The 22,753-nt window shown below is 65.4% G+C and carries 16 protein-coding genes and 2 tRNA genes; 4 read left to right on the top strand and 14 right to left on the bottom strand.

All coding sequences use genetic code 11. From position 1 onward, the window contains the following. Nucleotides 1–2 precede the first annotated feature (2 nt). The 8 genes from BM031_RS10045 to BM031_RS10010 all read right to left on the bottom strand — a co-directional run bounded on the left by BM031_RS10045 (nt 3) and on the right by BM031_RS10010 (nt 11,429). Nucleotides 3–395 carry a hypothetical protein gene (locus BM031_RS10045; RefSeq protein ID WP_091874380.1) on the bottom strand — a complete coding sequence of 131 codons (393 nt, stop codon included), beginning with the start codon at nt 393–395 and terminating at the stop codon, nt 3–5. Nucleotides 396–415: 20 nt separating this feature from the next. Then, nucleotides 416–1,786 carry a pre-peptidase C-terminal domain-containing protein gene (locus BM031_RS10040; RefSeq protein ID WP_229408752.1) on the bottom strand — a complete coding sequence of 457 codons (1,371 nt, stop codon included), beginning with the start codon at nt 1,784–1,786 and terminating at the stop codon, nt 416–418. Between the two features lie 310 nt (nt 1,787–2,096). Next, the gene (locus BM031_RS10035; protein WP_091874376.1) at nt 2,097–3,890 is read right to left on the bottom strand and encodes a S8 family peptidase; all 1,794 of its coding nucleotides are present in this window, start codon (nt 3,888–3,890) and stop codon (nt 2,097–2,099) included. A gap of 330 nt (nt 3,891–4,220) precedes the next feature. Then, nucleotides 4,221–5,168: a DUF4189 domain-containing protein gene (locus tag BM031_RS10030; protein WP_091874375.1), complete on the bottom strand. Its 948-nt coding sequence runs from the start codon at nt 5,166–5,168 to the stop codon at nt 4,221–4,223. 133 nt (nt 5,169–5,301) lie between these two features. Next, nucleotides 5,302–6,039: a LytR/AlgR family response regulator transcription factor gene (locus BM031_RS10025; RefSeq protein WP_091874373.1), complete on the bottom strand. Its 738-nt coding sequence runs from the start codon at nt 6,037–6,039 to the stop codon at nt 5,302–5,304. Continuing rightward, nucleotides 6,039–7,565 carry a histidine kinase gene (locus BM031_RS10020; RefSeq protein ID WP_091874372.1) on the bottom strand — a complete coding sequence of 509 codons (1,527 nt, stop codon included), beginning with the start codon at nt 7,563–7,565 and terminating at the stop codon, nt 6,039–6,041. The genes BM031_RS10025 and BM031_RS10020 overlap by 1 nt, the downstream gene beginning before the upstream one ends. Nucleotides 7,566–7,735: 170 nt before the next feature. Further along, nucleotides 7,736–9,940 (bottom strand): TonB-dependent receptor, encoded by a 2,205-nt coding sequence (locus BM031_RS10015; protein WP_091874370.1) that lies wholly within the window; start codon nt 9,938–9,940, stop codon nt 7,736–7,738. Nucleotides 9,941–10,157: 217 nt separating this feature from the next. Next, nucleotides 10,158–11,429: a glycerate kinase type-2 family protein gene (locus BM031_RS10010; RefSeq protein WP_091874369.1), complete on the bottom strand. Its 1,272-nt coding sequence runs from the start codon at nt 11,427–11,429 to the stop codon at nt 10,158–10,160. A 182-nt stretch (nt 11,430–11,611) separates the two neighbouring features. On the opposite strand from BM031_RS10010, the gene BM031_RS10005 reads away from it, so the two are divergent. Next, nucleotides 11,612–11,687: transfer RNA gene (locus BM031_RS10005), tRNA-Val, on the top strand. Nucleotides 11,688–11,727: 40 nt separating this feature from the next. After that, nucleotides 11,728–11,804 (top strand) — tRNA-Asp (locus tag BM031_RS10000). A gap of 320 nt (nt 11,805–12,124) precedes the next feature. Here the strand turns inward: BM031_RS10000 and BM031_RS09995 are convergent. Further along, nucleotides 12,125–13,279, bottom strand: a complete 1,155-nt coding sequence (locus BM031_RS09995) for a GGDEF domain-containing protein (protein ID WP_091874365.1) — start codon at nt 13,277–13,279, stop codon at nt 12,125–12,127. A 279-nt stretch (nt 13,280–13,558) separates the two neighbouring features. On the opposite strand from BM031_RS09995, the gene BM031_RS09990 reads away from it, so the two are divergent. After that, complete coding sequence (locus BM031_RS09990) at nt 13,559–14,044, top strand: cyclic nucleotide-binding domain-containing protein (RefSeq protein ID WP_091874364.1); 486 nt, start codon at nt 13,559–13,561, stop codon at nt 14,042–14,044. Further along, nucleotides 14,041–15,204, top strand: coding sequence for an AI-2E family transporter (locus BM031_RS09985; RefSeq protein WP_091874362.1), 1,164 nt, complete (start codon nt 14,041–14,043; stop codon nt 15,202–15,204). The genes BM031_RS09990 and BM031_RS09985 overlap by 4 nt, the downstream gene beginning before the upstream one ends. Nucleotides 15,205–15,249: 45 nt before the next feature. Here BM031_RS09985 and BM031_RS09980 read toward each other — a convergent pair whose 3' ends face one another. The 5 genes from BM031_RS09980 to BM031_RS09960 all read right to left on the bottom strand — a co-directional run bounded on the left by BM031_RS09980 (nt 15,250) and on the right by BM031_RS09960 (nt 22,654). Continuing rightward, a complete protein-coding gene (locus BM031_RS09980; RefSeq protein ID WP_091874360.1) occupies nt 15,250–17,487 on the bottom strand; it encodes a YgiQ family radical SAM protein in 2,238 nt (745 codons plus the stop codon). Nucleotides 17,488–17,577: 90 nt separating this feature from the next. Further along, nucleotides 17,578–17,862 (bottom strand): DUF4404 family protein, encoded by a 285-nt coding sequence (locus BM031_RS09975; protein ID WP_091874358.1) that lies wholly within the window; start codon nt 17,860–17,862, stop codon nt 17,578–17,580. Nucleotides 17,863–17,872: 10 nt separating this feature from the next. Beyond that, nucleotides 17,873–18,085 (bottom strand): VF530 family protein, encoded by a 213-nt coding sequence (locus tag BM031_RS09970; RefSeq protein WP_091874356.1) that lies wholly within the window; start codon nt 18,083–18,085, stop codon nt 17,873–17,875. Nucleotides 18,086–18,323: 238 nt separating this feature from the next. Next, nucleotides 18,324–20,450 carry a M3 family metallopeptidase gene (locus BM031_RS09965; RefSeq protein WP_091874354.1) on the bottom strand — a complete coding sequence of 709 codons (2,127 nt, stop codon included), beginning with the start codon at nt 20,448–20,450 and terminating at the stop codon, nt 18,324–18,326. 83 nt (nt 20,451–20,533) lie between these two features. Then, a complete protein-coding gene (locus BM031_RS09960) occupies nt 20,534–22,654 on the bottom strand; it encodes a M3 family metallopeptidase (RefSeq protein WP_091874353.1) in 2,121 nt (706 codons plus the stop codon). Nucleotides 22,655–22,753 lie beyond the last annotated feature (99 nt).

The following is a 22,753-nucleotide window of genomic DNA, read 5'->3' as shown; positions in this document are numbered from 1 at the left end:
GCTCAGCGCTTCACGCCGAGCTGGTTTGGCGAATGGACGGTCCGGTCGGTGAACTGCAGGCTGTGCACGCCCTGCTGGCAGTGCGGCCCATCGTTGCTGCGGAACAGGGTCTTGATGCTGGCGTCCCTGCCCTTCACCCGGAACAGGATCAATTCCGTAGACGGCTTGCCGGACTCGACTTTCCGGGCCACCGCCTCCACGTCGGTCGATGCTAGTGCGCCCATGACGAGGTTGATCTTCTGGCGTTTCTGCACGTCCTCATCGTCGTGGCAGGCATGGAACATCCTGGTCTCGTGGACGCCGTCAGCCGGCGTGTAGACATGATTGACCGGCTCGGCGGCGAAGGCCGCAGCGCCGAGCGAAGCGGCAAGCAGGAAAACTGCTGGGATTTTCATGGGTGTGGTCCTTTCCGCGCTCAGTTCATGAGCCAGGTGCCGTTGTTGGAACTCCAGTAGCCAGTCGTTCCTCCGGTCCCGGTCCAGTTGATCAGATTGAAGGTATTCGTGCCGGCCGCCGTTCCCGGTACCTTGTAGACGCGCAGCGCCTGGGCTGCCCGGTACCAGGTCAGGGGCGTCGCCGGCTGCAATACCTCGGGGCTGTCGGTGCCGCGCACGAAGAAGGCATTGCCGCTTCCGTAGACTTTGCCGACGCCGCCGGTGTCCACGGCGACGGCGGTATTTTCATCGGCGCCCACGCCCTTCATGCTGGCCCAGCCGGCGCCGTAGTTGTACAGGCTGCTGGCCATGAAGCTCACCAGGCGCGGCTGCCGGGTACGCTGCGTGAAGTGCTGGTCGGTCACCAGGTTGGTCAGCACCGGATGGGCGATGAAGTTGTTCCCCACCGCCACCGCGGTTGGATTGGCCAGCACGCTGGTATTGTCCGGGGCGCCGCCCGGGTGGTAGTACTGCCCCATCACGGCCATCCCGGCACTGGTGCCGCCGACCGGCGCGCCCTTGGTGTTGACCAGGTAGTTCAAGGCATTGCCGACACCCTGGCCCTTGAAGTAATTGATGTAGTTGGCCTGGTCCCCGCCCGCCAGGAAGACCGCCGCCGCATTGCGGATGGTCTGGACCACGCAGGCGTTATTGGCGTCGGTCGTGTTGGCGATGAGCAGGGTCTGCACCGAATTGATGCCGCCCATGGCGTAGATGTAGTCGTTGTAGGCATTCGTGCCGCTCGAGCGCAGGATCACGAAGTCGCCGCCGCCGGAACGCGCGATCATCCACTTGAAGGCTTCATCCACATCGAGGCCGCCGCCCATCAGCAGCGCGCCGCCGGTCGTGGTGGTCGCCTTCGGCGTGGCGTTGCCGGTCTTGCCCAGGTTGACTTTCTTGGGGAAGGTGCAGGCTGTTGCCGCGCCGGGCAAGGTGACGGTCAAGCTGTAGCTGCCGGTCCCGGCATTGCTGCGCACCCGCACATAATACGTGCCGGTCGTGGTCGCATTGAAGCTGCCGCTTTCCGGATTGCTCACGCTGGCGCCAGAGGCGACGTCGGTCCCTGCCGCGTTGCTCAGGATCCAGTCGAGGTCGATTCCCTGGGCATGGGAGAGGTTGATCGACACCAGGCCCGCGTTCGGCACGTCGATCCGGAACCAGTCGAGGTCGGTGCTGGCGATTATCGTCCCGCTGGCTGCCGTGCCTGGGCACAAGCCGGTGTTGGCCTGGGTACTGGTGTTGTTCGGTTCGGCTTCAATGGTCCTGCAAGTTGGCTTGGCTGCCTGCGCGGCGCCGGTGACACCGGCTGCCGCGGCCAGCAGTAGTACACGTAGCATTGTGGCGATATTCATGTATGACCCCCATTGTTATACGACGCCATGTTGTGGATTGCCTGGATCTGCCGATACGACCGTCTCCTCCTTTCGGGTGAAACTTCCGTGAGCTACCTGCGATGGGTGCGGAGAAACATACTGCTGGGCTGCGTCGATTATGTAGCACAATTTTCAACGAGTAAACAAATGTAAGAATATTTTCATTCGTATCCGGCCTATCCATCTGGCATAGCCGGCGCGATCCGGCGCCCCAATAAAAAAACGCGCGGCAAGCCGCGCGTTCCCGGATAAAACGGCGCCAGGGGAGCGGCGCCGTTTCGTCTGACCGTTACCAGGTGAGTTTCAGGGTGTACTTGCCGTTGGTCGCGCCGGTGCCGCCACTGTAGTAGACCACGCGCACATAGCGGGTCGAGGTGGTGGAACCGGTGTTGGCCGAGCTGAAGCTGTCCACGGCGCCGGCGCCGTTCTCGCTCTTGCCCAGTTGCGTGCCTGCGCTGTTGTACACGAACAGGTCGTAGTCGGCAGTGCCCGAACCCGGGGTCAGCACCGAGGCCAGCGTTTTGCCGGCCGGCAGGTCGACACGGTAGTAGTCGGTGTCGGTAGTGCTGGCCATGGTGCCGTTCACGGTGGTGCCGCTGGTCGAGATCAGGCTGGCGGTGCCGGTCGTGTTGTTCGACTCCACTTCCGTGATGGTCGGGCCTGGCGGGATCACGGTGCCCAGCGCCGCATTCACGGCCGCAGTCGCGTCCACGATGCCGGTGCCGCAGCCCGAGCAGGTTGCGGGGAAGGCGCGCGCGCTCGACTTGAGCATGCTCTCCACCTGGTCCGGGGTCAGGGTCGACTTGGCCGCGAACATCAGCGCCGCCACGCCGGCCACGTGCGGGGTGGCCATCGACGTGCCCTGGTAGCCGGCGTAGTTGTCCGAACCTGGCGAGCTGGTGCCCGAGTTCAGGGTCGAGATCACGCTGAAGCTGCCGTCGCCGCCTGGGGCTGCGACGTCGACCAGGGTGCCGTAGTTCGAGTACGATGCACGGCCGCCGGTCTTGCCGGTTGCCGCCACGGCGATGACGCCGGAGCAGTTTGCCGGGCTGGCGTTGCTGACGTTCATGTTGTCGTTACCGGCCGCCACCACCACCACCGAGCCGCGCGAGCGGGCGCCGTTGATGGCGTTCTGGGTGGTCGTATCGCAGGCGCCGCCGCCGCCGAGCGACAGGTTCAGCACCTTGGCCTTGTTGGCATTGGCCGGCACGCCGGACACGGTGCCGCCCGACGACCAGGTGATCGCGTCGGCAATGTCCGAGGTGTAGCCGCCGCACTTGCCGAGCACCCGCACCGGCACGATCTTGGCGTTGTACGCCACGCCGGCCACGCCCAGGCTGTTATTGGTCTTGGCGGCAACGGTGCCGGCCACGTGGGTGCCGTGCCAGCTCGAGCCCGAGGCCGGACGACCGGCGCCGCATTCGTTGGCGGCGACCCAGTCGCCCGGATCGCTCGCATCGCTGTCGCGGCCGTTGCCGTCGTTGCCGATGGCGGCGGTGCTGATGAAGTCATAGCCGGCCAGGATCTGGCCGCTCAGGTCGGCGTGCGGACGGTAGCCGGTGTCGATCACGGCCACGATCACGCCGCTGCCGGTGGACTTGTCCCAGGCGGTCGGCAGGCGCAGGCCGCCGGTGGTGTCGGTGTAATGCCACTGCTGGGCATAGTAGGGGTCGTTCGCCGTCGCCATGTGGGTCATGATGCGGTCCGGCTCGGCGTACTCGATGGACGGGTCGCGCGCCATCATTTCGGCGGCCAGCTTTTGCACGTCCTTCAGGGCCTTGCGGCCGTTGAGCTTGAACACCTTGGCGCCGGTGGCGATGTCGTGGCTTTCGCTGACCAGCATGCCGAATTCCTGGCCGGCACGGTCGAGCTTGGCTTTGCGGTCGGCGCCCATCGGCACGGCCATTTTTGCAAGGTTCCCCGTCTTGCCAGCAGGCAGGGCGTCCTTGTATTTCACGATGATACGGTCTGTTTCCAGGATGAACTTCTGCTCGGCCGCGCCAGCCACCGAAGCGGCGAACGCGAGCGAGATTGCGGCACACATCTTCAACATTGCAGGATGAATCGAATGCGATTGCTTCATGTTTCTTCCTTGTGTTTATAGTTTTCCGTCAAGCGAAATGCGCCTCGCCTGTGTCGTTGTGTAACCGGCAGTCCGTGGGACTGTCAGTGCCGTCTGAACGCGGCGAAAACCAGCGTAACCCGAAAAAAAGAGGACGTGCGTGACAATTCGATACAATTTCAGCGTATTAACAACAGCCGGAACATTCGTTAACGCAGAAACATGTTTTCTTCGGCGAAACGTCATATTTGGCAAATAACGTATGCCACATTTGTATTGACACTCCGGAAAAACTGTTGCCTTAAGAAAAACGCCAAGCATTGCGCGGGGCGGTTTTTCAATACATGACATTCATCCACCGCAGCTTGATGTAGCCCAAACCCAATCGTTTTTAAGCGGATCGAATACCCGTGGCGCCTGCCAGCGTTCGGTCCGCCCATTGGGGAAAGACCGGGTGCAACTGCCGTTGACGCAGCGGTTGGTGCAGCTCAAGACTTGCTGCTGCGCACTCGGCGCTGGCGGCTTGCGGCGCGCGGCCAGCGCCTTTTCCTTCGCCAGCGCGCTCTGGGCCACCACCTTGTCGAACGCGGCCGGTACTGCCAGCGCGCCCTGGTTGTCCGTCACGCTTTCCAGCTTGCAGTGGTCGCCCGGCTTGGACGACGCCCGGCAAGCCTGCATCACCGCGGCCTCGGTTTCCTGGCGCCGCGCCGACACGTGGACCGCGGTATAGCTGGGGGATCTGGCGACCGCATGGGTCAGCTTGCCCCAGTGGGTGTCGACCTTGCAGCTGACCCCGGGCCGGTCCTTCACTGCGGCCGTGCATGCCGACAGCGCCTCCTGGCGGGCACCCGCTTCGCTCTGGAATGCGTGGGCAAAATGTTCGTGGACCAGTTCGCCGGCGGCAGTGGTGGCCACCGCCCAGGCGGCCCAGCGGCCGCCCGGCTCCCAGTACAGCGCCGTGAAGCTGCAGCCCTTGTAGCGCTTGCGGCAGTCCTTCAGCGCCGCGTCGCGCGCCTCCCCGGGCTGCTTGCGGATCGACTGCACGTTGCCGTCGGTCCCCGTCGCCAGCGCAATGGCGCCGGCATCCGGAGTCCAGACCGTGAGCGTGCAATCGGTCCCCATCTTCTGGCAGCCGTGGAGCGCCGCGGCCTTGGCGCGCTCCAGGTCGTCGTATTCGGTGGCCGTGAAGCTTTTGCCGTTGCCGGCAACGGCGACGGCCGCCGCCGCGTGCGCGGACCAGCTGGAGCAGGCGAGCACCAGGCCGGCGAGGGTAGAAGCAAGGGTGCGCAAGTGTGTCATGTCGTCTTTCAAGGGCTGCCCACAAGGGCCATGACGTCATGATTTCCGAGGGCGACCCGGCGTGCCAGTGGGCAGGCGACGGATGCGGCAGTTTCCGGAATGGATGCCGCTTTCCGGGGAACTTGCCTGGTGGCTACATCTGGCGAAATGCCGCCTGGCCCTGGTAGCCGGTACTCACGGACAGCACCTCGGTACGGCCCTTGAGCCGCACGTCCATCTGGCCGTCGCGGCGGATGATGGCTTCGATCTTGCGGCGGTTGACGATGGCGCCGCGGCTGACCTGGATGAATTCATCCGGGTCGAGCTGGACCGCGAGGTCCTTCACGGGAATCCGGATCAGGGCTTCGAGCTCGGCCGTCGCGACCTTGGTGTACTTGGCGTCGGACTGGAAAAAGATCACTTCGTCGGTGGTGATCACGCGGATCATGTTGCCGACCGAGGCCTGGATCCAGGCCAGGTGGCGCACCGGCTCGGCCGCCACCGGCGCCGGCGCGACGGCCGGCGGCGCCGCACGGTCGGTGCGGGCGCGCAGCCGGCCGATGGTCTCGAGCAGGCGGCCACGGTTGAGCGGCTTGACCAGGTAGTCGGCCGCGCCGACATCGAAGGCGTCCAGCGCATGCTGGCCATAGGCGGTGAGGAAGACGATGGCGGTGCCGGGCGGGCACATGCGCGCGACATCGAGGCCGCTCGCCTTGGGCATATTAATGTCGAGGAAGGCCACGTCCGGCGCATGCTGCCTGAGCGCGGCCAGCGCCGCCGCCCCGTCCGTGCTTTCGGCGACGATGGCCAGCTCGGGCCAGAGGTCGCCCAGCGCCTCCTTCAGCTCGGCCAGCAGCAGCGGTTCATCTTCCGCGATCAGGGCGGTGGGCATCAATGCTTCCTTTCGTTGAGGGGTATGACGATCGTTGCGGTAAAACCGGCGCCCGGCTCGGCGCCCACTTCGAGCCAGGCCGCGCTGCCGAACATTGCCTCCAGGCGCTGGCGGATGTTCGACAGGCCGACCCCGGTGCCGCCCACGCTCGACAGGCCGCTGCCGTTGTCGCTGACGGTCAAGCGCAGCTGGCTGCCGCTGGCCGCGGCGGACAGCGCAATCTCGCCTTTCTCGGCGCTGGCCAGGCCATGCTTGACCGCGTTCTCGACCAGCGAGATCAGCATCGCCGGCGGGAAGGCGTGGTCCTTCAGGGTATCGGGCAGCACGAAGCGGTAGGACAGGCGCTCGCCCATGCGGATCTTCATGATGGCCAGGTAGTGCATGGCCAGGTCGAGCTCGCGCACCACGGTCGAGTCCTCGGCGCGCAGGTCGTCCATGGCGCTGCGCAGGTAGGCGATCAGGTGGTCCATCATGTCTTCGCCGGCGCTCACGCTGCTGCGGTACAGGTGGCGCACATTGGCCAGGGTGTTGAACAGGAAGTGCGGCTCGATCTGCGCCTGCAGGATGCGCAGCTGGGTTTCGACGGCATGCTCGCGCAGGGCGTCGCGCTGGCGCTCGGCCGAGACCTTGGCCAGCTGGTCGCGCAAGGGGGCGAGCAGGTGGGTCTCGATGTATTGCACCTGCGCCAGGGCGTCGAGCGGGGTGGCGAACAGCTCGACCCGGTGCCAGCCGCCGCGCAGCACCGAGCGCGCCACCACCTGCTGGCCGCCCTCCCCGTCCGGGCGCAGGGACACCAGCAGTTTCATCGGGCAGTTGGTCCAGACCAGTTCGTATTCCGGCCTGCCTTCGGCTTCGCTGACACGCAGGCGCGGGTGCGCGGTATACCAGAGCCGGCCCAGGCCCGGCATGCTGCGGTCGGTCAGGCGCTCCACCAACGCCGACAGGGCATGGCGCAGGTCGGCGCTGTCGGCGGCGACGGCAAGCGTGCGCTGGACCAGGCTGCCGTCGGCCGCGGCCAGCACGGCCCCCGGCGCGGCGCGCAGCGCATGCAACCGCCATGCGCCGAGCAGCATCGTCAGTGCCGGCAGCATCAGGACAAACATCAGGGCCGTGACGCGGGTGTTCGGATCGAGGAACCAGGCGATCAGCTCGGCCTGCGTGCGGTGGTCGCCCAGCAGGCCGATCAGCACCACCACGCCCCCCGTCACTGCCGCGACAGTCAGCGCCACCATGAGCATTTCGGCCAGCGCCTGCATTTGCAGGGCGAGCGCATAGCGAACCAGCATGCGGCTTGCCGACCGTTTGCGGACCAGCTGGGCGGCGAAGCCGAGATAAACGAGCTGTACGGCCAGCAGGGCCAGGAATCCGCCCAGCCCGCCGTAGGCGACGTGCCAGGTCTGCGGGGACAAGTCAAAGATCAGGGCAAAACCGGCCACGACGGTGCCCGTCAGGGCCGCGAGCACCAGCCCGGTCAGGACGAGGATGCTCAGCAGGCTGGATTTTGCTTCGGAGACGAAGGAAGTCATGGGATGGTTCGGAAAGTGGCGGAGCAGCCATCTTTACGTGGCGCAACATTATGCACCAGCCCCGCTGCGACGAGGGCAGGGTTTGGCGGGATGGATGCGGCTTTGGCGGGAATCCGGCTAAAAAAAAAGGCCGCGCAGTGCGCGGCCTCCTTTACAGCATCGGGACAGGCTTAGAAGTTGCCCTTGAACTGCAGGCCCCACTGGCGCGGCTCGTTGGTGAAGCCGGTCAGGTTGTTGAAGTCGATCGCGCCGGTGATGCGGCGCTGGTCGAGCACGTTGCGCCCAAACGCGGCCACTTCATACTTGCCGTTGCCGAAGATGTAGCCCACGCGCAGGCCACCCTCGGTCAGCGGCGCACCGACGAACTCGACCGCTTCGTACAGGAAGAAGTTGATCTTGCTGCGATACGACCAGTCGGTGAAGAAGTACAGCTCGCCGTCGCGGAAGGGCACGCCGTAGCGGGCGGTGGCGTTGACGCTCCAGCGCGGCGCCTGCGGCAGCGGGTTGCCGTCGATGGCGACGCGGCCGGCCGCGTTCAGCGGGTTGGTCACGGTGCACGAACCGCAGCGGTTCACCGACAGGCTGGCGTCGCGGATCTGGGTGTAGTTGTAGCTGGCGCCGGCGCTCACGCGCAGGGCGGTGCTGAGGGCCGCTTCGAAGTCGAACTCGGCGCCCTTGCCTTTGGTCTTGTCGGCGTTGATCAGGCGGTTGACGTTCGAGTTGCCGCCCACCACGGTCAGCTGCTGGTCCTTGACGGTGTAGTCGTAGATCGAGAACGAGGTGCGGGCGCGGCGCTCGAACAGGTCGGCCTTCACGCCCAGTTCCACCGAGGTGATGGTTTCCGAATCGGCGACGGTGATCGGCACGGCGGCCGAGGCGGCCGCGATACTCGGCGCGCGGAAGCCGGTGGCGACGCGGCCGTACACGTTCACGTCATTGTTCAGCTTGTAGCTCGCCGACAGGTCCCAGTTGATCTTGTCCTGGCTGGTCGACACCGAGCCAGGGCCGATCTGCACGACGTTTTCGGCCGTGATGGTGCGGAATTCCTTCTCGTCCTTGGTGTAGCGCACGCCGCCACGCACAGTCCAGTCCGGGCTGATGGTGTAGTTGACCGACGCGAACGCGGCCCAGGCATCGTTCTTCTGGTTGCTGACCAGGCGCGAGGTGCGCGCGCCGGTGGTGCTGTTGAAGTTGTCGCTACCACCGGTGGCGTCTTCATCGAAGAAGTACAGGCCCGTCTGCCAGTTGAGCGGGCCGGTGTTCTTCGATTCGATGCGGAATTCCTGGGTGTACTGGTCGAGGTCGCTGATATAGCCGCCGGTCTCGACCTGGAACGGGATGAAGCCCGGGCCGGCCGGGGTGCCGCCGTCGATGTCGCCGCGGCTGAAGTAGTCGCTCACGTGCTCGTAGCCGGTGATCGAGAACAGGCGCACGCTGCCCAGGTCCCAGCTCAGGCGCAGGTTGGCGCCGTTGGTTTTCAGGCGCTGGAAGTTGTCGGCGTTGGTGACGATGGAATCGAGGTCGTAGCCGGGCGCGATCTTGTTGCTGCCTTTTTGCAGCAGGTTGGCGCGGAACAGGCGGGCGCTGCCGTTGGTATTGCGCTGGTGGAAGTTAGCCAGGGCATTGAAGCTGCTGTCCGGGCTGTACAGCACCTGCACGCGCTCGGCGTGCTCGTTGTAGCCGTCGAGCTCGTTGCGCTTTTGGGTCTTGGCGACGTCGGCGAAGTTGTCGACGAAGTCATCGCGGTGCTGGCCGACGGCAGACACCCGCATCGCCCATTTGTCCGACAGCGGCACGTTCACCGCGCCTTCGAGGTTGGCGGTCTTGCGGCTGGCGATCGAGGCGTTGTAGTAGCCCTCGGTCTTGCCCAGCTTCGGACGCTCGGATTCGAATTTCACCACGCCGGCCGGGGTGTTGCGGCCGAACAGGGTGCCCTGCGGGCCGCGCAGTACTTCCACGCTGGCCAGGTCGAAGATCGGGAAGCCTTTCAGGATCGGGTTTTCCTGCACCACGTCGTCGTACACGAGCGAGACCGGCTGCGAGGCGAAGGTATTGAAATCGGTATTGCCGTAGCCGCGGATGTAGAAGCGCGGGAAGGTACGGCCGTTGGAGGATTCGACGTTCAGGCTCGGCACCTTGCCGGCCAGCAGGCGGATGTCGTCGCCGCCGGAGATCAGGACGTCCAGTTTCTCGCCCTTGAGCGCGGTGACCGACACCGGCACTTCGCGGATGTTCTCCGTGCGGCGCTGCGCGGTCACGGTAACGGTCTGCAGTTCAGGGGCCTGGCTCGTGGTGGTCTGGGCCTGGGCGGGTACGGCCGCCGCCAGGGCCAGTGCTGCGAGCACGCGCTGGTGCATCTTGGACATCTTGATCATGGAGTTTTTCCTAACGATTGATAAAAGAACCGATGTCCCCGTTCTCTTCCTGGTCGCGCCGCTGTGGATCGCACGGGCGGCGCGGGCGGCTTGTCCGCCTCCGGCCGCGCATCTTGGCGATGTCTTAAGCTTGCCGGGTTTGCAAGGGCGTATTCTCAATGATGACTATGCGGCAGTGCAACAAGCACACGGCTGGGCTGTACGTTTTTCAACACCTTTACAACACATCGGCCTCGATGACGACGGCGCGGAAGTCGTTGACATTGGTGCGGGTGGGGCCGGTGACGATCAGCTGGCCGAGGGCGTCGAAGAAGCCGTAGCCGTCGTTGTCGGCCAACCGCGCCCGTGCATCGAGGCCCTGGGCGCGGGCGCGCGCCAGGGTCCCGGGCGCGAGCCAGGCGCCGGCATTGTCCTCGGTGCCGTCGATGCCGTCGGTGTCGGCGGCAATCGCATGCACGCCCGGCAGGCCGTCCAGCGCGACCGCCAGCGCCAGCAGGAATTCGGCATTGCGCCCACCGCGCCCCTTGCCGCGCACGGTGACGCCGGTTTCGCCGCCGGACAGGATCACGCAGGGCGCGGCCAGCGGCTGGCCATGGGCGAGGACCTGGCGCGCGATGCTGGCGTGCACCAGCGCCACCTCGCGCGCCTCTCCTTCCATGCTGGACGACAGGACCATCGCCGCATAGCCGGCCGCGCGCGCAGCCGCGGCGGCGGCGTCGAGCGCCTGCTGGGCGGTGACGATGACGCGGGTCTCGTTGCCGGCCAGGCGCGGGTCGTCCGGCAGCGGCGCGGCCAACTCTGGGTTGGCCAGCACGCTTCGTACCGCATCGGAGACGGGAATGCCGTACTTGGCGAGGACGGCGAGCGCATCGGCGCCGGTGCTGCCGTCGGGCACGGTCGGGCCGGACGCCACCACGGCCGGATCGTCGCCGGGCACGTCGGACACCACCAGCGTCAGCACGCGCGCCGGATGGCAGGCCAGCGCCAGCCGCCCGCCCTTGATCGCGGACAGGTGGCGCCGCACGCAATTCATCTCGCCGATCGGCGCGCCAGAGCGCAGCAGTTCCTTGTTGATCGCGCGCTTTTCTTCGAACGTGATGCCGGGCGCCGGCAGCGACATCAGCGCCGAGCCGCCGCCGGAGACCAGGCACAGCACCAGGTCGTCCGGCCCCAGCCCGGCCGCCGCGTCCAGCATGCGCCGCGCCGCGTCTTCGCTGGCCGAGTCCGGCACCGGGTGGCCGGCTTCGATGACCTCGATGAAACGGGTCGGTGCGCCGTGGCCATAGCGCGTGACCACCAGCCCCTCCAGCGGCCCGTTCCAGTGCCGCTCCACCGCCTCGGCCATGCGCGCGGCCGCCTTGCCGGCGCCGAGCACGAGGGTGCGTCCCTTGGGCGGGGGCGGCAGGTGCGGCGCGACCAGGTGGTAGGGATCGGCCGCGGCCATGGCGGCGTCGAACAGGTGGTGCAGCAGCGGGTGGGCAGCGGGCATGGAAGGGCTCCTCGACACGGTCCATGATCTTTGCACAAAAGCGCCGGCGCGGTGAAAAGATGCCGGCCCGGCGGTTTTTAATTTTTTTTCAAAAACCCTTGCACACCTCGAATTGCAGCCTCTATAATTCGGGCCTCTTCGGACGCAATGACAAGCGTCAGGTAGAAACCTCTGAAGGAAACGGGCGCTTAGCTCAGTTGGTAGAGCGGATCCCTTACAAGGATTAGGTCGGGAGTTCGAGCCTCTCAGCGCCCACCACGTCATTCAAAGGTTGATCGAAGTAACGATCAGATTAAACGGAGCGGTAGTTCAGTTGGTTAGAATACCGGCCTGTCACGCCGGGGGTCGCGGGTTCGAGCCCCGTCCGCTCCGCCAGCTACAAGTAAAAAGGATCCTTCGGGATCCTTTTTGCTTTTCCGCGCAGGAGTTCTCCCCCTGCGGGGAGAACGGTTTGGGGCTCGAAGGGATTTCCTTGCAAGGAAATCCGCGGCCCGCGGCACGTGGGCGAGCCCCGTCCGCTCCGCCAGCTACAAGTAAAAAGGATCCTTCGGGATCCTTTTTGCTTTTCCGCGCTAACTTCTTAACTTCGGGGTCAGGTCTGACATTCGGACACGAGCTCTGCTTTCCGGCATCTCGCCGACGGCACGTATTGTTGTGGCCGTGTCCAAATGTCAGACCTGACCCCGAAGTTGATTTTAAGCGCGGCGCTGCTGGGGGATGCCTGCTTCCACCCGGTCCCGTCCCCCGCTCTTGGCCGCGTACAGCGCATGGTCGGCACGCGCCAGCGCGGCGCCGAGGGTTTCGTTCGGGTCGAGGACGACCACGCCGATACTCACCGTCATCGTGTACGACGCGCCACTGGTGATCACGGTGGCGCTGCGCACGGCCTGGCGCAGGCGTTCGGCGGCCTGGCGGGCGCCGGCGAGGTCGGTGCCGGGCAGGACCATGGCGAATTCCTCGCCGCCGAGCCGGCCGATGGTTTCGTGGCTGCGGATGGTGTCGCGGGCGGTGCGGGCGAAGACGGTCAGGGCGTCGTCGCCGGTGGCGTGGCCGAAGCGGTCGTTGATCTGCTTGAAGTGATCGATGTCCATCATGGCCAGGGCCAGGGGCTGGCGCTGGCGCAGGGCGGCGAGGCGGGCCTGCTCGGCGCGCTCCAGGAAGGCGTGGCGGTTGGGCAGGCCGGTGAGGCAGTCGGTGGTGGCCAGGCGCGCCATTTCGGCGTCGTCCTTTTCCTTGCACAGCAGCAGGAAGCCAAAACCGTTGACGATCATCAGGAGGTAGCCGGCCATGTAGGCCGCTTCCTGGGCGCTGCGCTGGCCGGGCGGCGCCTCGCTCAGCAGGCCGCCGGCCGCCCACAGCGCCACCAGCACCGCGAACACCGCGTCGTTCACGCCGATGATCCGCTGCAGCAGCGACGCGCGGCGGCGTGGGCGCAGCAGGATCCAGGCCATGGCCGCGGCGAACAGGGACACGACCCCGGCGACCAGTGCGGTCAGGTAGGGGATCGGCGCGCCGGCGCTGCCTGCGGCCAGCACGATCGCCAGCGCCAATGCCGCCACCGGCAGCAGCACGCGCTGCCAGCGCTCGAAACCGAAGAAGATGCAATAGGCCGCAACTTCGAACGAGATCGCGAGCACCCAGCCGGCGCCTTCGATACCGTTCAGTGCCGGCACGTTCAGGTAAGGGCGGCTCCAGCCCAGCAGCTGGCACAGGCCGATGCCGAAGCGCGCCCACATCCACAGGCGCAGGCCCGGACTGGGGGCGGCGCCGTGCGTATAGCCTGCCATTAAGACGGCGAAGGCTATGTTGCCGACGCCGAGCGCCAGCAGGAAGGAATGGATGTCGATCACTGCCCTGGTCCTCGCGGCCAAACCCCGTGGGCAAAGCCGCAAATATGTTATTTTGGTAATATATATTTCCGTAGAGAATTATATTACACCGTTTTTTTGACCCAGTCCGCACATTTGAATAGACAAGCCGCCTGCACCCGGCACATCAGCGGGTCACTTGTGACGGGCGCAACACCCGGATGCGCCGTGCAGGCCGGCGACGCAGCTTTTTGATGCACAGCAGCACCTGATAGCGGATAATCATCCGACAACACCACCACGCACCATTCTGGAGCAATCGTGATTTTCGGTTTCCTTAAACCTCCCAAGATGTCGCCCCGCCTGCACCGCCTGAAGAACCAGGCGCTGTTTGCGGCGCTGACGCCTCTGGAATTGAAAATCGTCGACGGCTTCCTGCACGAGCGCCGCTACCTCACCGACGAGATCGTGTTCGACGAAGGCGAGGAAGGCCAGGCGATCTACCTGATCATGAGCGGCCGGGTGGTGATCAACAAACTGCACCAGGGCACCAACCAGGTGGTGGCGGAACTTGAACCGGGCAGTTTCTTCGGCGACCTGGCCCTGCTTGACAACTCCCCGCGCAACGCCCAGGCGCGCGCCGTCGAGCCCTGCGAGATGGCGGTGTTCTTCCGTGCCGACTTCCTTGGCCTGCTGGAAACCGACGCCGTGATCGGCTACAAGATTTCGCTGGCACTGGCGCGCCATATCGGCCTGCGCCTGCGCGAATGGATGGGAACGGGACGTCCCCAGCTGGAAGCGCTATGACCGGAGGCGAGCGCGCCGGGCCGGTCGTCTGGACCGGGATCATCGCGGCCACCTGCGTGCTGCTGCTGCTCGCGCAGCAGATGCTGTGGCTGGCCCTGCCCTTCCTGTTCGGCGCGGTGCTGCACTACATCCTGCTGGGCCCGATGCAGCGCCTGGTGCGCGCCGGTTTCAGCCGCAACACCGCCGGCCTGCTGGTATGCCTGCTGTTCTTCGCGCTGTTCACGCTGGCCATGACGGCCGCGTTCTCGTGGAGCCGCGGCCCGGAAGAAGATTCGTGGGAAAAGACCGTCGGCCTCTATCTGGATGGCGGCGTGGCCTTCGTGCACAACACGATGACCCTGCTCGAGAAGAAGTTCCCGCTGCTGGCCGAGATGCACCTGACATCGACCGTGAACGAGGCCTTCAAGACCTTCACCGACAACTTCGCCGAGAAACACCTGGGCGAGATCCTGGTGGCGCTGGCAACCTGGATACCGTCGCTGCTGCTGGCGCCCTTCCTGACCTTCTTTTTCCTGCGCGACGGCCTGCGCTTCAAGAAGTTCCTGGCCCGCGCGGTGCCCAACGCCTACTTCGAGCGTGCCCTCTACCTGTTGCATGAAGTCGACCAGACCGCGCGCCGCTATTTCGAAGGCCTGCTGAAACTCACCTTCCTCGATACCGCGGTGCTGGCGCTGGGCCTGTGGACGATCGGCGTGTCCTCGCCGCTGCTGCTGGGGCTGTTCTGCGCGGTGCTGGCCTGGGTGCCGTTTGTCGGGTCGGTGGTCGGCTGCGTGCTGGTGGTGATCGTCGCCTCGACCGACGCCCCGCACAATCCCTTCATCGCCTACGGCGCGATCGGCGTGTTCGTGCTGGTGCGCCTGCTGGACGATTTCGTGTTCATGCCGCTTACGCTGGGACGCAGCCTGCGCGTGCACCCACTGGTGACGGTCCTGATGATCTTCATCGGCGGCGCGCTGGCAGGAGTGGTGGGGCTGATGCTGGTGCTGCCGCTGCTGGGCGTGGTGATGGTGATCGGCGAGACGCTGGGACGGCTGGTGACCAATCCGCGCCTGCGCGCACGGCACCGCTATGCGCGGGCGCTGCGCACGCGCCAGGCCAGCGTCGACCTGGACATCGCGCGCGAGCGGCGCGGGGCGCCGACGCCGAACGCCGGGCTGTGAAACGGGACCTGCTTGATCGTGGGGCGGCAGACTTGGCCGTCCACCCTAGCGCTTCGACTTGGTCTTGATCGTCGACAGGATCGACGGTTTCACCTTCGATGGCGGCGCGACAAATGGCGTGCTCGCCGGCTTGCCCCGTGCGGCACGCTTCGCCACCACCTCGATCGTGCGGCCCTTCGGTACGCCACCCGGCACACGCCGGTCTTCGCGCACCATCGAGGCGCCTTCGTCGGACGCCGGGATCAGGTGGCGCTCGCCGTTGCCGATCAGGTCGGCGCGGCCCATGCGGCGCAGGCCCTCGCGGATGACCGGCCAGTTCTCCGGATCGTAATAGCGCAGGAAAGCCTTGTGCAGCTTGCGGGTCTTGCCGCTCTTGGCGGTCTCGACCACTTCCGAATCCTCGGTTACCTTGGCCAGCGGGTTCTTGCCCGAGTGGTACATGGTGGTGGCCATCGCCATCGGCGTCGGCGTGAAGGTCTGCACCTGGTCGAGCCTGAAGTTGTTCTTCTTGAGCCACAGCGCCAGGTTCAGCATGTCTTCGTCGGTACTGCCCGGGTGGGCCGCGATGAAGTAAGGAATCAGGTACTGCTTCTTGCCGGCCTCGAGCGAATACTTGTCGAACAGGCGCTTGAACTCGTCATAGGCGCCAATGCCCGGCTTCATCATTTTCGAGAGCGTACCGGCTTCGGTATGTTCCGGCGCGATCTTCAGCAGGCCGCCCACGTGGTGGGTCACCAGTTCTTTCACATACTCGGGCGAACGCACCGCCAGGTCGTAGCGCAGGCCGGACCCGATCAGGATCTTCTTGATGCCGGGGATCGCGCGCGCCTTGCGGTACAGCGAGATCAGCTTGCTGTGGTCGGTGCCCAGGTTGCTGCAGATGGTCGGGTAGACGCAGGACAGGCGGCGGCAGGATTCCTCGATGGTCTTGTCCTTGCACGCCAGGCGGTACATGTTCGCGGTCGGTCCGCCCAGGTCGGTAATGGTGCCGGCGAAGTTCTTGGTGGTGTCGCGGATCAGCTCGATCTCGCGCAGGATCGACGGCTCCGAACGGCTCTGGATGATGCGGCCCTCGTGCTCGGTGATCGAGCAGAAGGTGCAGCCGCCGAAGCAGCCGCGCATGATGTTCACCGAGTAGCGGATCATTTCCCAGGCCGGGATGTGGGCCTTGCCATAGCTCGGGTGCGGCGCGCGGGCATACGGCAGGTCATACACATTGTCCATCTCGTCCATGCCCAGCGGCAGCGGCGGCGCGTTGAGCCAGACGTCGCGGTCGCCATGCGCCTGCACCAGCGCGCGTGCGTTGCCGGGGTTCGACTCCAGGTGGAACACGCGCGAGGCGTGCGCATACATCACCGGGTCGGTACTGACGGTGTCGAACGAGGGCAGGCGCACCACGGTCTTGCGCGCCTTTTCGCGGACCGCGGCCTGGCGCTCTTCGCGCGTCATGATGACGATCGGCTTGGCGACCGGTTCCGGCGCCGCGTTGTCGAGCGCGCAGGCTTTCGGGTCTTCCAGGGCCATCGCGTAAGGGTTCGGCTGCTTGTCGATGCGGCCCGGCACGTCCACGCGGGTGGAATTGTGCACGCTCCACTCTTCGTCCGGCAGCCAGCCCTGCGGCACCAGGAAGGCGGTGCCGCGCAGGTCGCGGATTTCCTTGATGTTTTCGCCCGCGGCGAGACGGCGCGTGACGTCCACCAGCGCGCGCTCGGCGTTACCGAAGATGAGCAGGTCGGCCTTCGATTCGAACAGCACCGAGCGGCGCACTTTATCGGACCAGTAGTCGTAGTGGGCGATGCGGCGCAGCGAGGCTTCGATACTGCCGGCGATCACCGGCACGCCGGGGAAGGCTTCGCGCGCGCGCTGGCAATACACGGTGACGGCACGGTCCGGGCGCTTGTTCGGCTCGGCGTTCGGGGTATAGGCGTCGTCGGAACGGATCTTGCGGTCAGCCGTGTAGCGGTTGACCATCGAGTCCATGTTGCCGGCGGTAACGCCCCAGTAGAGGTTCGGCTTGCCCAGCGCGCGGAAGGGCTCGACCGAAGTCCAGTCCGGCTGGCTGATGATGCCGACGCGGTAGCCCTGCGCTTCCAGCAGGCGGCCCACCAGCGCCATCCCGAAGCTCGGGTGGTCGATGTAGGCGTCGCCGGTGATCAGGATGATGTCGCACGAATCCCAGCCCAGAGCGGTCATTTCTGCGCGGGTCATCGGGAGGAAAGGCGCGGCAGGTCCGCGGCTGGAGCGCTTGGCGACGCTCGCGAAAAGGTTTACTGGGGAGTTCATTGGCCGGTATTGTACCGGAAAACCATTTTCAGGTCGCCCCGCCGACCGAAAAATGGCTTACTTATCAATGACTTGTGGCACAGTAACCAATTAAATACCCATGTTCGACAAGATATTGCCGAGCTCGCGCAGGCCGGTCGAGACGGTCGGGTGGCGGGCATTGAAGCGCGCGGCCAGCTCCTGGGTGCGGGAGGACAGGCCGTAGGTGTTGTTATCGAGTTCGCTTTCGGCGCGGCGATCGAGCGCCTTGTCGATGTCGCCGTCGAGCTGGCGCAGCAGGGTTTCCAGCTCGGGGTCGATGTCGTCGGTTTCCTGCAGCTGGCGGTGCAGGGCTTTCAGGCGTGCTTTCAGGTTGGCATCGTTCTCGTTCAGCATGTGGCTCTCGCTAGTTGGTGAAGCGGGTGTCGAGGTAGAGCGCCTCGACCTGCTCGCGCGCCCATGGCGTGCGGCGCAAGAATTTCAGGCTCGACTTGATGCTCGGGTCTTTCTGGAAACAGTTGATATCGATCCGGCGGCCGAGGCCTTCCCAGCCGTAGTGCTCGACCAGGCGGGTTAACAGGGATTCTAAGGTAATACCTTCCAGGGATTGAACACTCATGGGTTGGGGGGTGCTTTGGTGGGGGTCAGGTGGTGGTTATACACCGGGGCGATGGTTGTGTGCGAGCAAAATTAGGCTCCGGCCTGCGCCGGAGCGACGTTGCTTTATTGCGTAAAGAGAGTTGACGATGGCAATTTAGCCTGCGCCCCCAGCAGGTCGTCCCGGCGCAGGCCGGGACCCAAGTTAGGTGAACACCCACAAACACCGACCGCATTGCACGGCCGGTATCAAACAACAATTACTCCCCCGTCAACCCACGACGCTCCAGCAGCGGCTGCACCTTCGCATCGCGGCCGCTGAAGTTGCGGTACATCTGCATCGCGTCGATCGTGCCGCCGCGCGAGAGCAGGGTCTTGCGGAAGTGGTCGCCGTTCTTGCGGGTCAGGCCGCCGTTTTCCTTGAACCAGTTCACGGTGTCCGCATCCAGCTTCTCGGCCCACAGGTAGCCGTAGTAGCCGGCCGAGTAGCCGCCTGCGAAGGTGTGCGAGAAGTAGGTGGTGCGGTAGCGTGGCGGCACCAGGGCGAAGTCGACGCCGGCCTTCTTCAGCGCATCAGCCTCGAAGGCCAGCACGTCGGTCGGGATCTGGCTTGGGCTCAGCTGGTGCCAGGCCTGGTCCAGCAGCGACGCGGCCAGGTACTCGGTCGTGCGGAAGCCTTCGTTGAACTGCTGCGATGCCTGGACCTTCTCCAGCAGCGCCGATGGCATCGGCGCGCCAGTCTGGTAGTGCTTGGCGTAGTTGGCCAGCACTTCCGGATACGCCATCCACATCTCGTTCACCTGCGACGGGAACTCGACGTAGTCGCGGGGCACGCGCGAGCCCGAGAAGCGCGGGTATTTCACGTCCGAGAACATGGCGTGCAGCGCGTGGCCGAACTCGTGGAAGGTGGTGCGCACTTCGTCGTAGGTGAGCAGGGTCGGCTCGCCGGCGGCCGGCTTGGCGATGTTCAGGTTGTTGGCGATGACGGGCCTGGCGCCCATCAGCTTCGATTGCGCGACCAGGGCGTTGGCCCAGGCGCCGCCGCGCTTGTTGGCGCGCGCATACGGGTCGAAGGTGAAGATGGCGAGCTGCTTGCCGTCGTGGTCGAACACGTCGAACTTGCGCACGTCCTCGACATAGCTCGGGAGGTCCTTGCGTTCCTTGAAGGTCAGGCCGAATTCCTTGTTCGCGGCGAAGAACACGCCGTCCACCAGTACGCGATTGAGTTCGAAGTACGGGCGCAGCTGGCCGGCGTCGAAGGAATACTTGGCGGCGCGCACCTTGTCGCTGTAAAAGGCCCAGTCGTGCGCGGCGGCCTTGAAGCCACCGTTTTCGGCGTCGATGACCTTCTGGATTTCAAGCGCTTCCTTGCGCGCGTTGTTCACGGCAGGCTTGGCGAATTCGGCCAGCAGGCTGTTGACGGCCTTCGTATCCTTGGCGGTCTGGTCTTCCAGGCTGTAGGTGGCGTGGTTCGGGTAGCCCAGCAGCTGCGCACGTTCGGCGCGCAGCTTGGCCAGCTTCAGCACGACCTCACGGTTGTCGAATTCACCGCCGCGCGAGCCGCGCGCCAGCGAGGCTGCCAGCAGCTTTTCGCGGGTGGCGCGGTTGGTCAGCACCGACAAGCCAGCCTGCTGGGTAGTGTTCACGACCGGGATGGCGAACTTGCCGTCCATGCCGCGCTTCTTGGCTTCCAGCGCGGCGGCGTCGATCTGCTTGTCCGACATGCCGGCCAGTTCGGCGCGGCTGTCCACCACCAGGGCCGAGGCGTTGGCTTCGTTCAGGGTGTTCTGCGCGAACTGGGTCGACAGCGCGGCCAGCTGGCCGTTCATGGCCTTGAGCTTCTGCTTGTCGGCGTCGGACAGCTTGGCGCCGGCGCGCACGAAGTCGGTGTGGTAGCGCTCGATCAGGTATTGCGATTCGGCGTCCAGGCCCAGCTTGGTGCGCTTGTCGTACAGCGCTTTCACGCGCGCGTACAGTTTCGGGTTCAGGCGGATCGCATCGCTGTGGGCCGACAGCTTCGGCGCCAGGTCCTTGTCGAGGGCTTTCAGGGTGTCGTTGGTGTAGGAACCGGTCATGATGCCGAACACGGTGCCGACGCGACCCAGCAGCTGGCCCGAACGCTCCATCGCCACGATCGTGTTCTCGAAGGTCGGCGCGACCTTGTTGTTGGCGATCTTCTCGATTTCCGCGGCTTGCTGGCGCATGCCTTCGGCATAGGCCGGCGCGAAATGCTCGTTGGTGATCTTGTCGAAGGCCGGGTACTGGAACGGCAGGGTGCTCTGGGCGGCGAACGGATTCGACGCTTCGAGCATGGAAGCAGGGGCGGCATACGCCAGGTTGGCGACGGCGCTCACGGCGGCGACCAGCATGATGTTTGGACGGTTCATGTTGTCTCTTTTGGAAGTGGTTGGAGCAAACAACACGCCGCCCTCCTCGCCGCTCGTGGCGGCAGGAAGGACGGCGCAGGGGATCAGTTACCGGTCAGGCCGCGGCGTTCCAGCAGCGGCTCGATGACCGGGTCGCGGCCGCGGAAGTCGCGGAACAGGTCCATCGCATCGGCGCTGCCGCCGCGCGAGAGCAGGGTCTTGCGGAAGTGGTCGCCGTTCTTGCGGCTCAAGCCGCCGCTGGTGGTGAACCACTGGACCGTGTCGGCGTCGAGCTTCTCGCTCCACAGGTAGGCGTAGTAGCCGGCCGAGTAGCCGCCGTTCATCGAGTGCGAGAAGTAGGTCGTGCGGTAGCGCGGCGGCACCGGCGCGAAGTCCACGCCCGCCTCCTTCAGCGCCCTGGCTTCGAAGGCCAGTACGTCGGTCGGGATCTCGGAGGCTTTCAGCTGGTGCCAGCGCTGGTCGAGCAGGGACGCGGCCAGGTATTCGGTGGTCATGTAGCCCTGGTTGAACTTCTTCGAGGCGACCACCTTGTCCAGCAGTTCTTTCGGCATCGGCGCGCCGGTCTGGTGGTGCTTGGCGTAGTTGGACAGGACCTCGGGCCAGATCGCCCACATCTCGTTGACCTGGGACGGGTACTCGACGAAGTCGCGCGGCACGCTGGTGCCCGAGAAGTGCGGGTACTTCACGTTCGAGAACATGCCGTGCAGCGCGTGGCCGAACTCGTGGAAGGCGGTGCGCACTTCGTCGTAGGTCAGCAGGGTCGGCTCGCCGGCAGCCGGTTTCGGGATGTTGAGGTGGTTGCCGACCACTGGCTTGTTGCCCAGCAGGTGGGACTGCGACACGTATTCGTTCATCCAGGCGCCGCCCTGCTTGTTGCCGCGTGCGTAGGGGTCGAAGATGAAGATCGCCAGCTGCTTGCCGTCGTGGTCGAACACGTCGAAGGTGCGCACGTCGGCGTCGTACACCGGCAAGTCCTTGCGCTCCTTGAAGGTGATGCCGTATTCCTTGGTCGCCGCGAAGAACACGCCGTCCACCAGCACGCGGTTCAGTTCAAAGTAAGGGCGCAGCTGGTTCTCGTCGAAGTTGTACTTGGCGGCGCGCACCTTGTCCTGGTAGATCGGCCAGTCGTAGCTGGCGACCTGGAAGCCGCCCTTGCCGGCATCGATGACCTTCTGGATCTCGGCCGCTTCCTTGCGCGCATTGTTCACCGCCGGTTTTGCCAGCTCGGCCAGCAGCTTGTTGACCGCTTGCGGGTTCTTGGCCGTTTCCAGTTCCTGCGAATAGGCCGCGTAGTTCGGGTAGCCCAGCAGCGTGGCGCGTTCGGCGCGCAGTTTGACCAGCTTGAGCACCAGTTCGCGGCTGTCGAATTCGCCGCCGCGGCTGCCGCGATTGAGCGACGCGGCCATCAGGCGCTCGCGCGTCGAGCGGTTGGTGAGCGTCGACAGGGCCGGCTGGCTGCTGGTGTTGACGATGGCGATCGCGTACTTGCCTTTCTGGCCGCGCTTGTCGGCTTCGAGGGCGGCGGCGTTGATCTCGGCATCCGAGAAGCCGGCCAGTTCCGCGCGCGTGGCGACCATCAGCGCCGAGGCATTGGCCTCCTTGAGCACGCGCTGCGAGAACTCGGACTGGAGCGAGGCGATCTCGGCGTTGTACTTCTTGAGCCTGTCCTTGTTGGTGCCTGAGAGGTTGGCGCCGGCGCGCACGAACTCCTTGTATACGCGCTCGAGCAGGTGCTTCGATTCGGCGTCCAGCCCCAGCGTGGCGCGCTTGGCGTGCAGGGTTTTCACGCGCTGGAACAGGGCCGGGTTCAGGTAGATGGTGTCGTTGTGCGCGGCCAGTTTCGGCGACATCTCGCGGTCGACCGCGTCCAGCGTGTCGTTGGTGTTGGCGGTCTGCAGATTCGAGAAGGTCGCGGCCACGCGCGCGAGCATCTGGCCGGCGCGCTCCATGGCGACGATGGTGTTGTCGAACGTCGGCGCCGAGCGCACCCGGGTGATGGCGTCGATCTCGCGCAGGTGCTCGGCCATGCCGGCCGCGTACGCAGGCAGGAAGTGCTCGTTCTTGATCTTGTCGAAAGCCGGGTAGTGCAGCGGCAGGCTGCTGGGCTGGGCAAACGGGTTGGAGGCATCGAGGGCGGGTGCGGCGAAGGCCGTGTGCGCGAGCGCGAGGCTGGCGGCAACGACGAGCAGATGTGGTCGGTTCATGCGATCTTTCACAGACTCTTGGGAGGGAGCTGCCGGGCACGCTCGACAGCCGTTGCGCGAAGATCATAGCAGGCTTATACGCATGCCGTCACAACAAAA

The organism is Massilia yuzhufengensis (assembly GCF_900112225.1).
GTDB lineage: Bacteria > Pseudomonadota > Gammaproteobacteria > Burkholderiales > Burkholderiaceae_D > Telluria > Telluria yuzhufengensis.
This window is presented reverse-complemented; position numbering and strand designations above follow the sequence as displayed.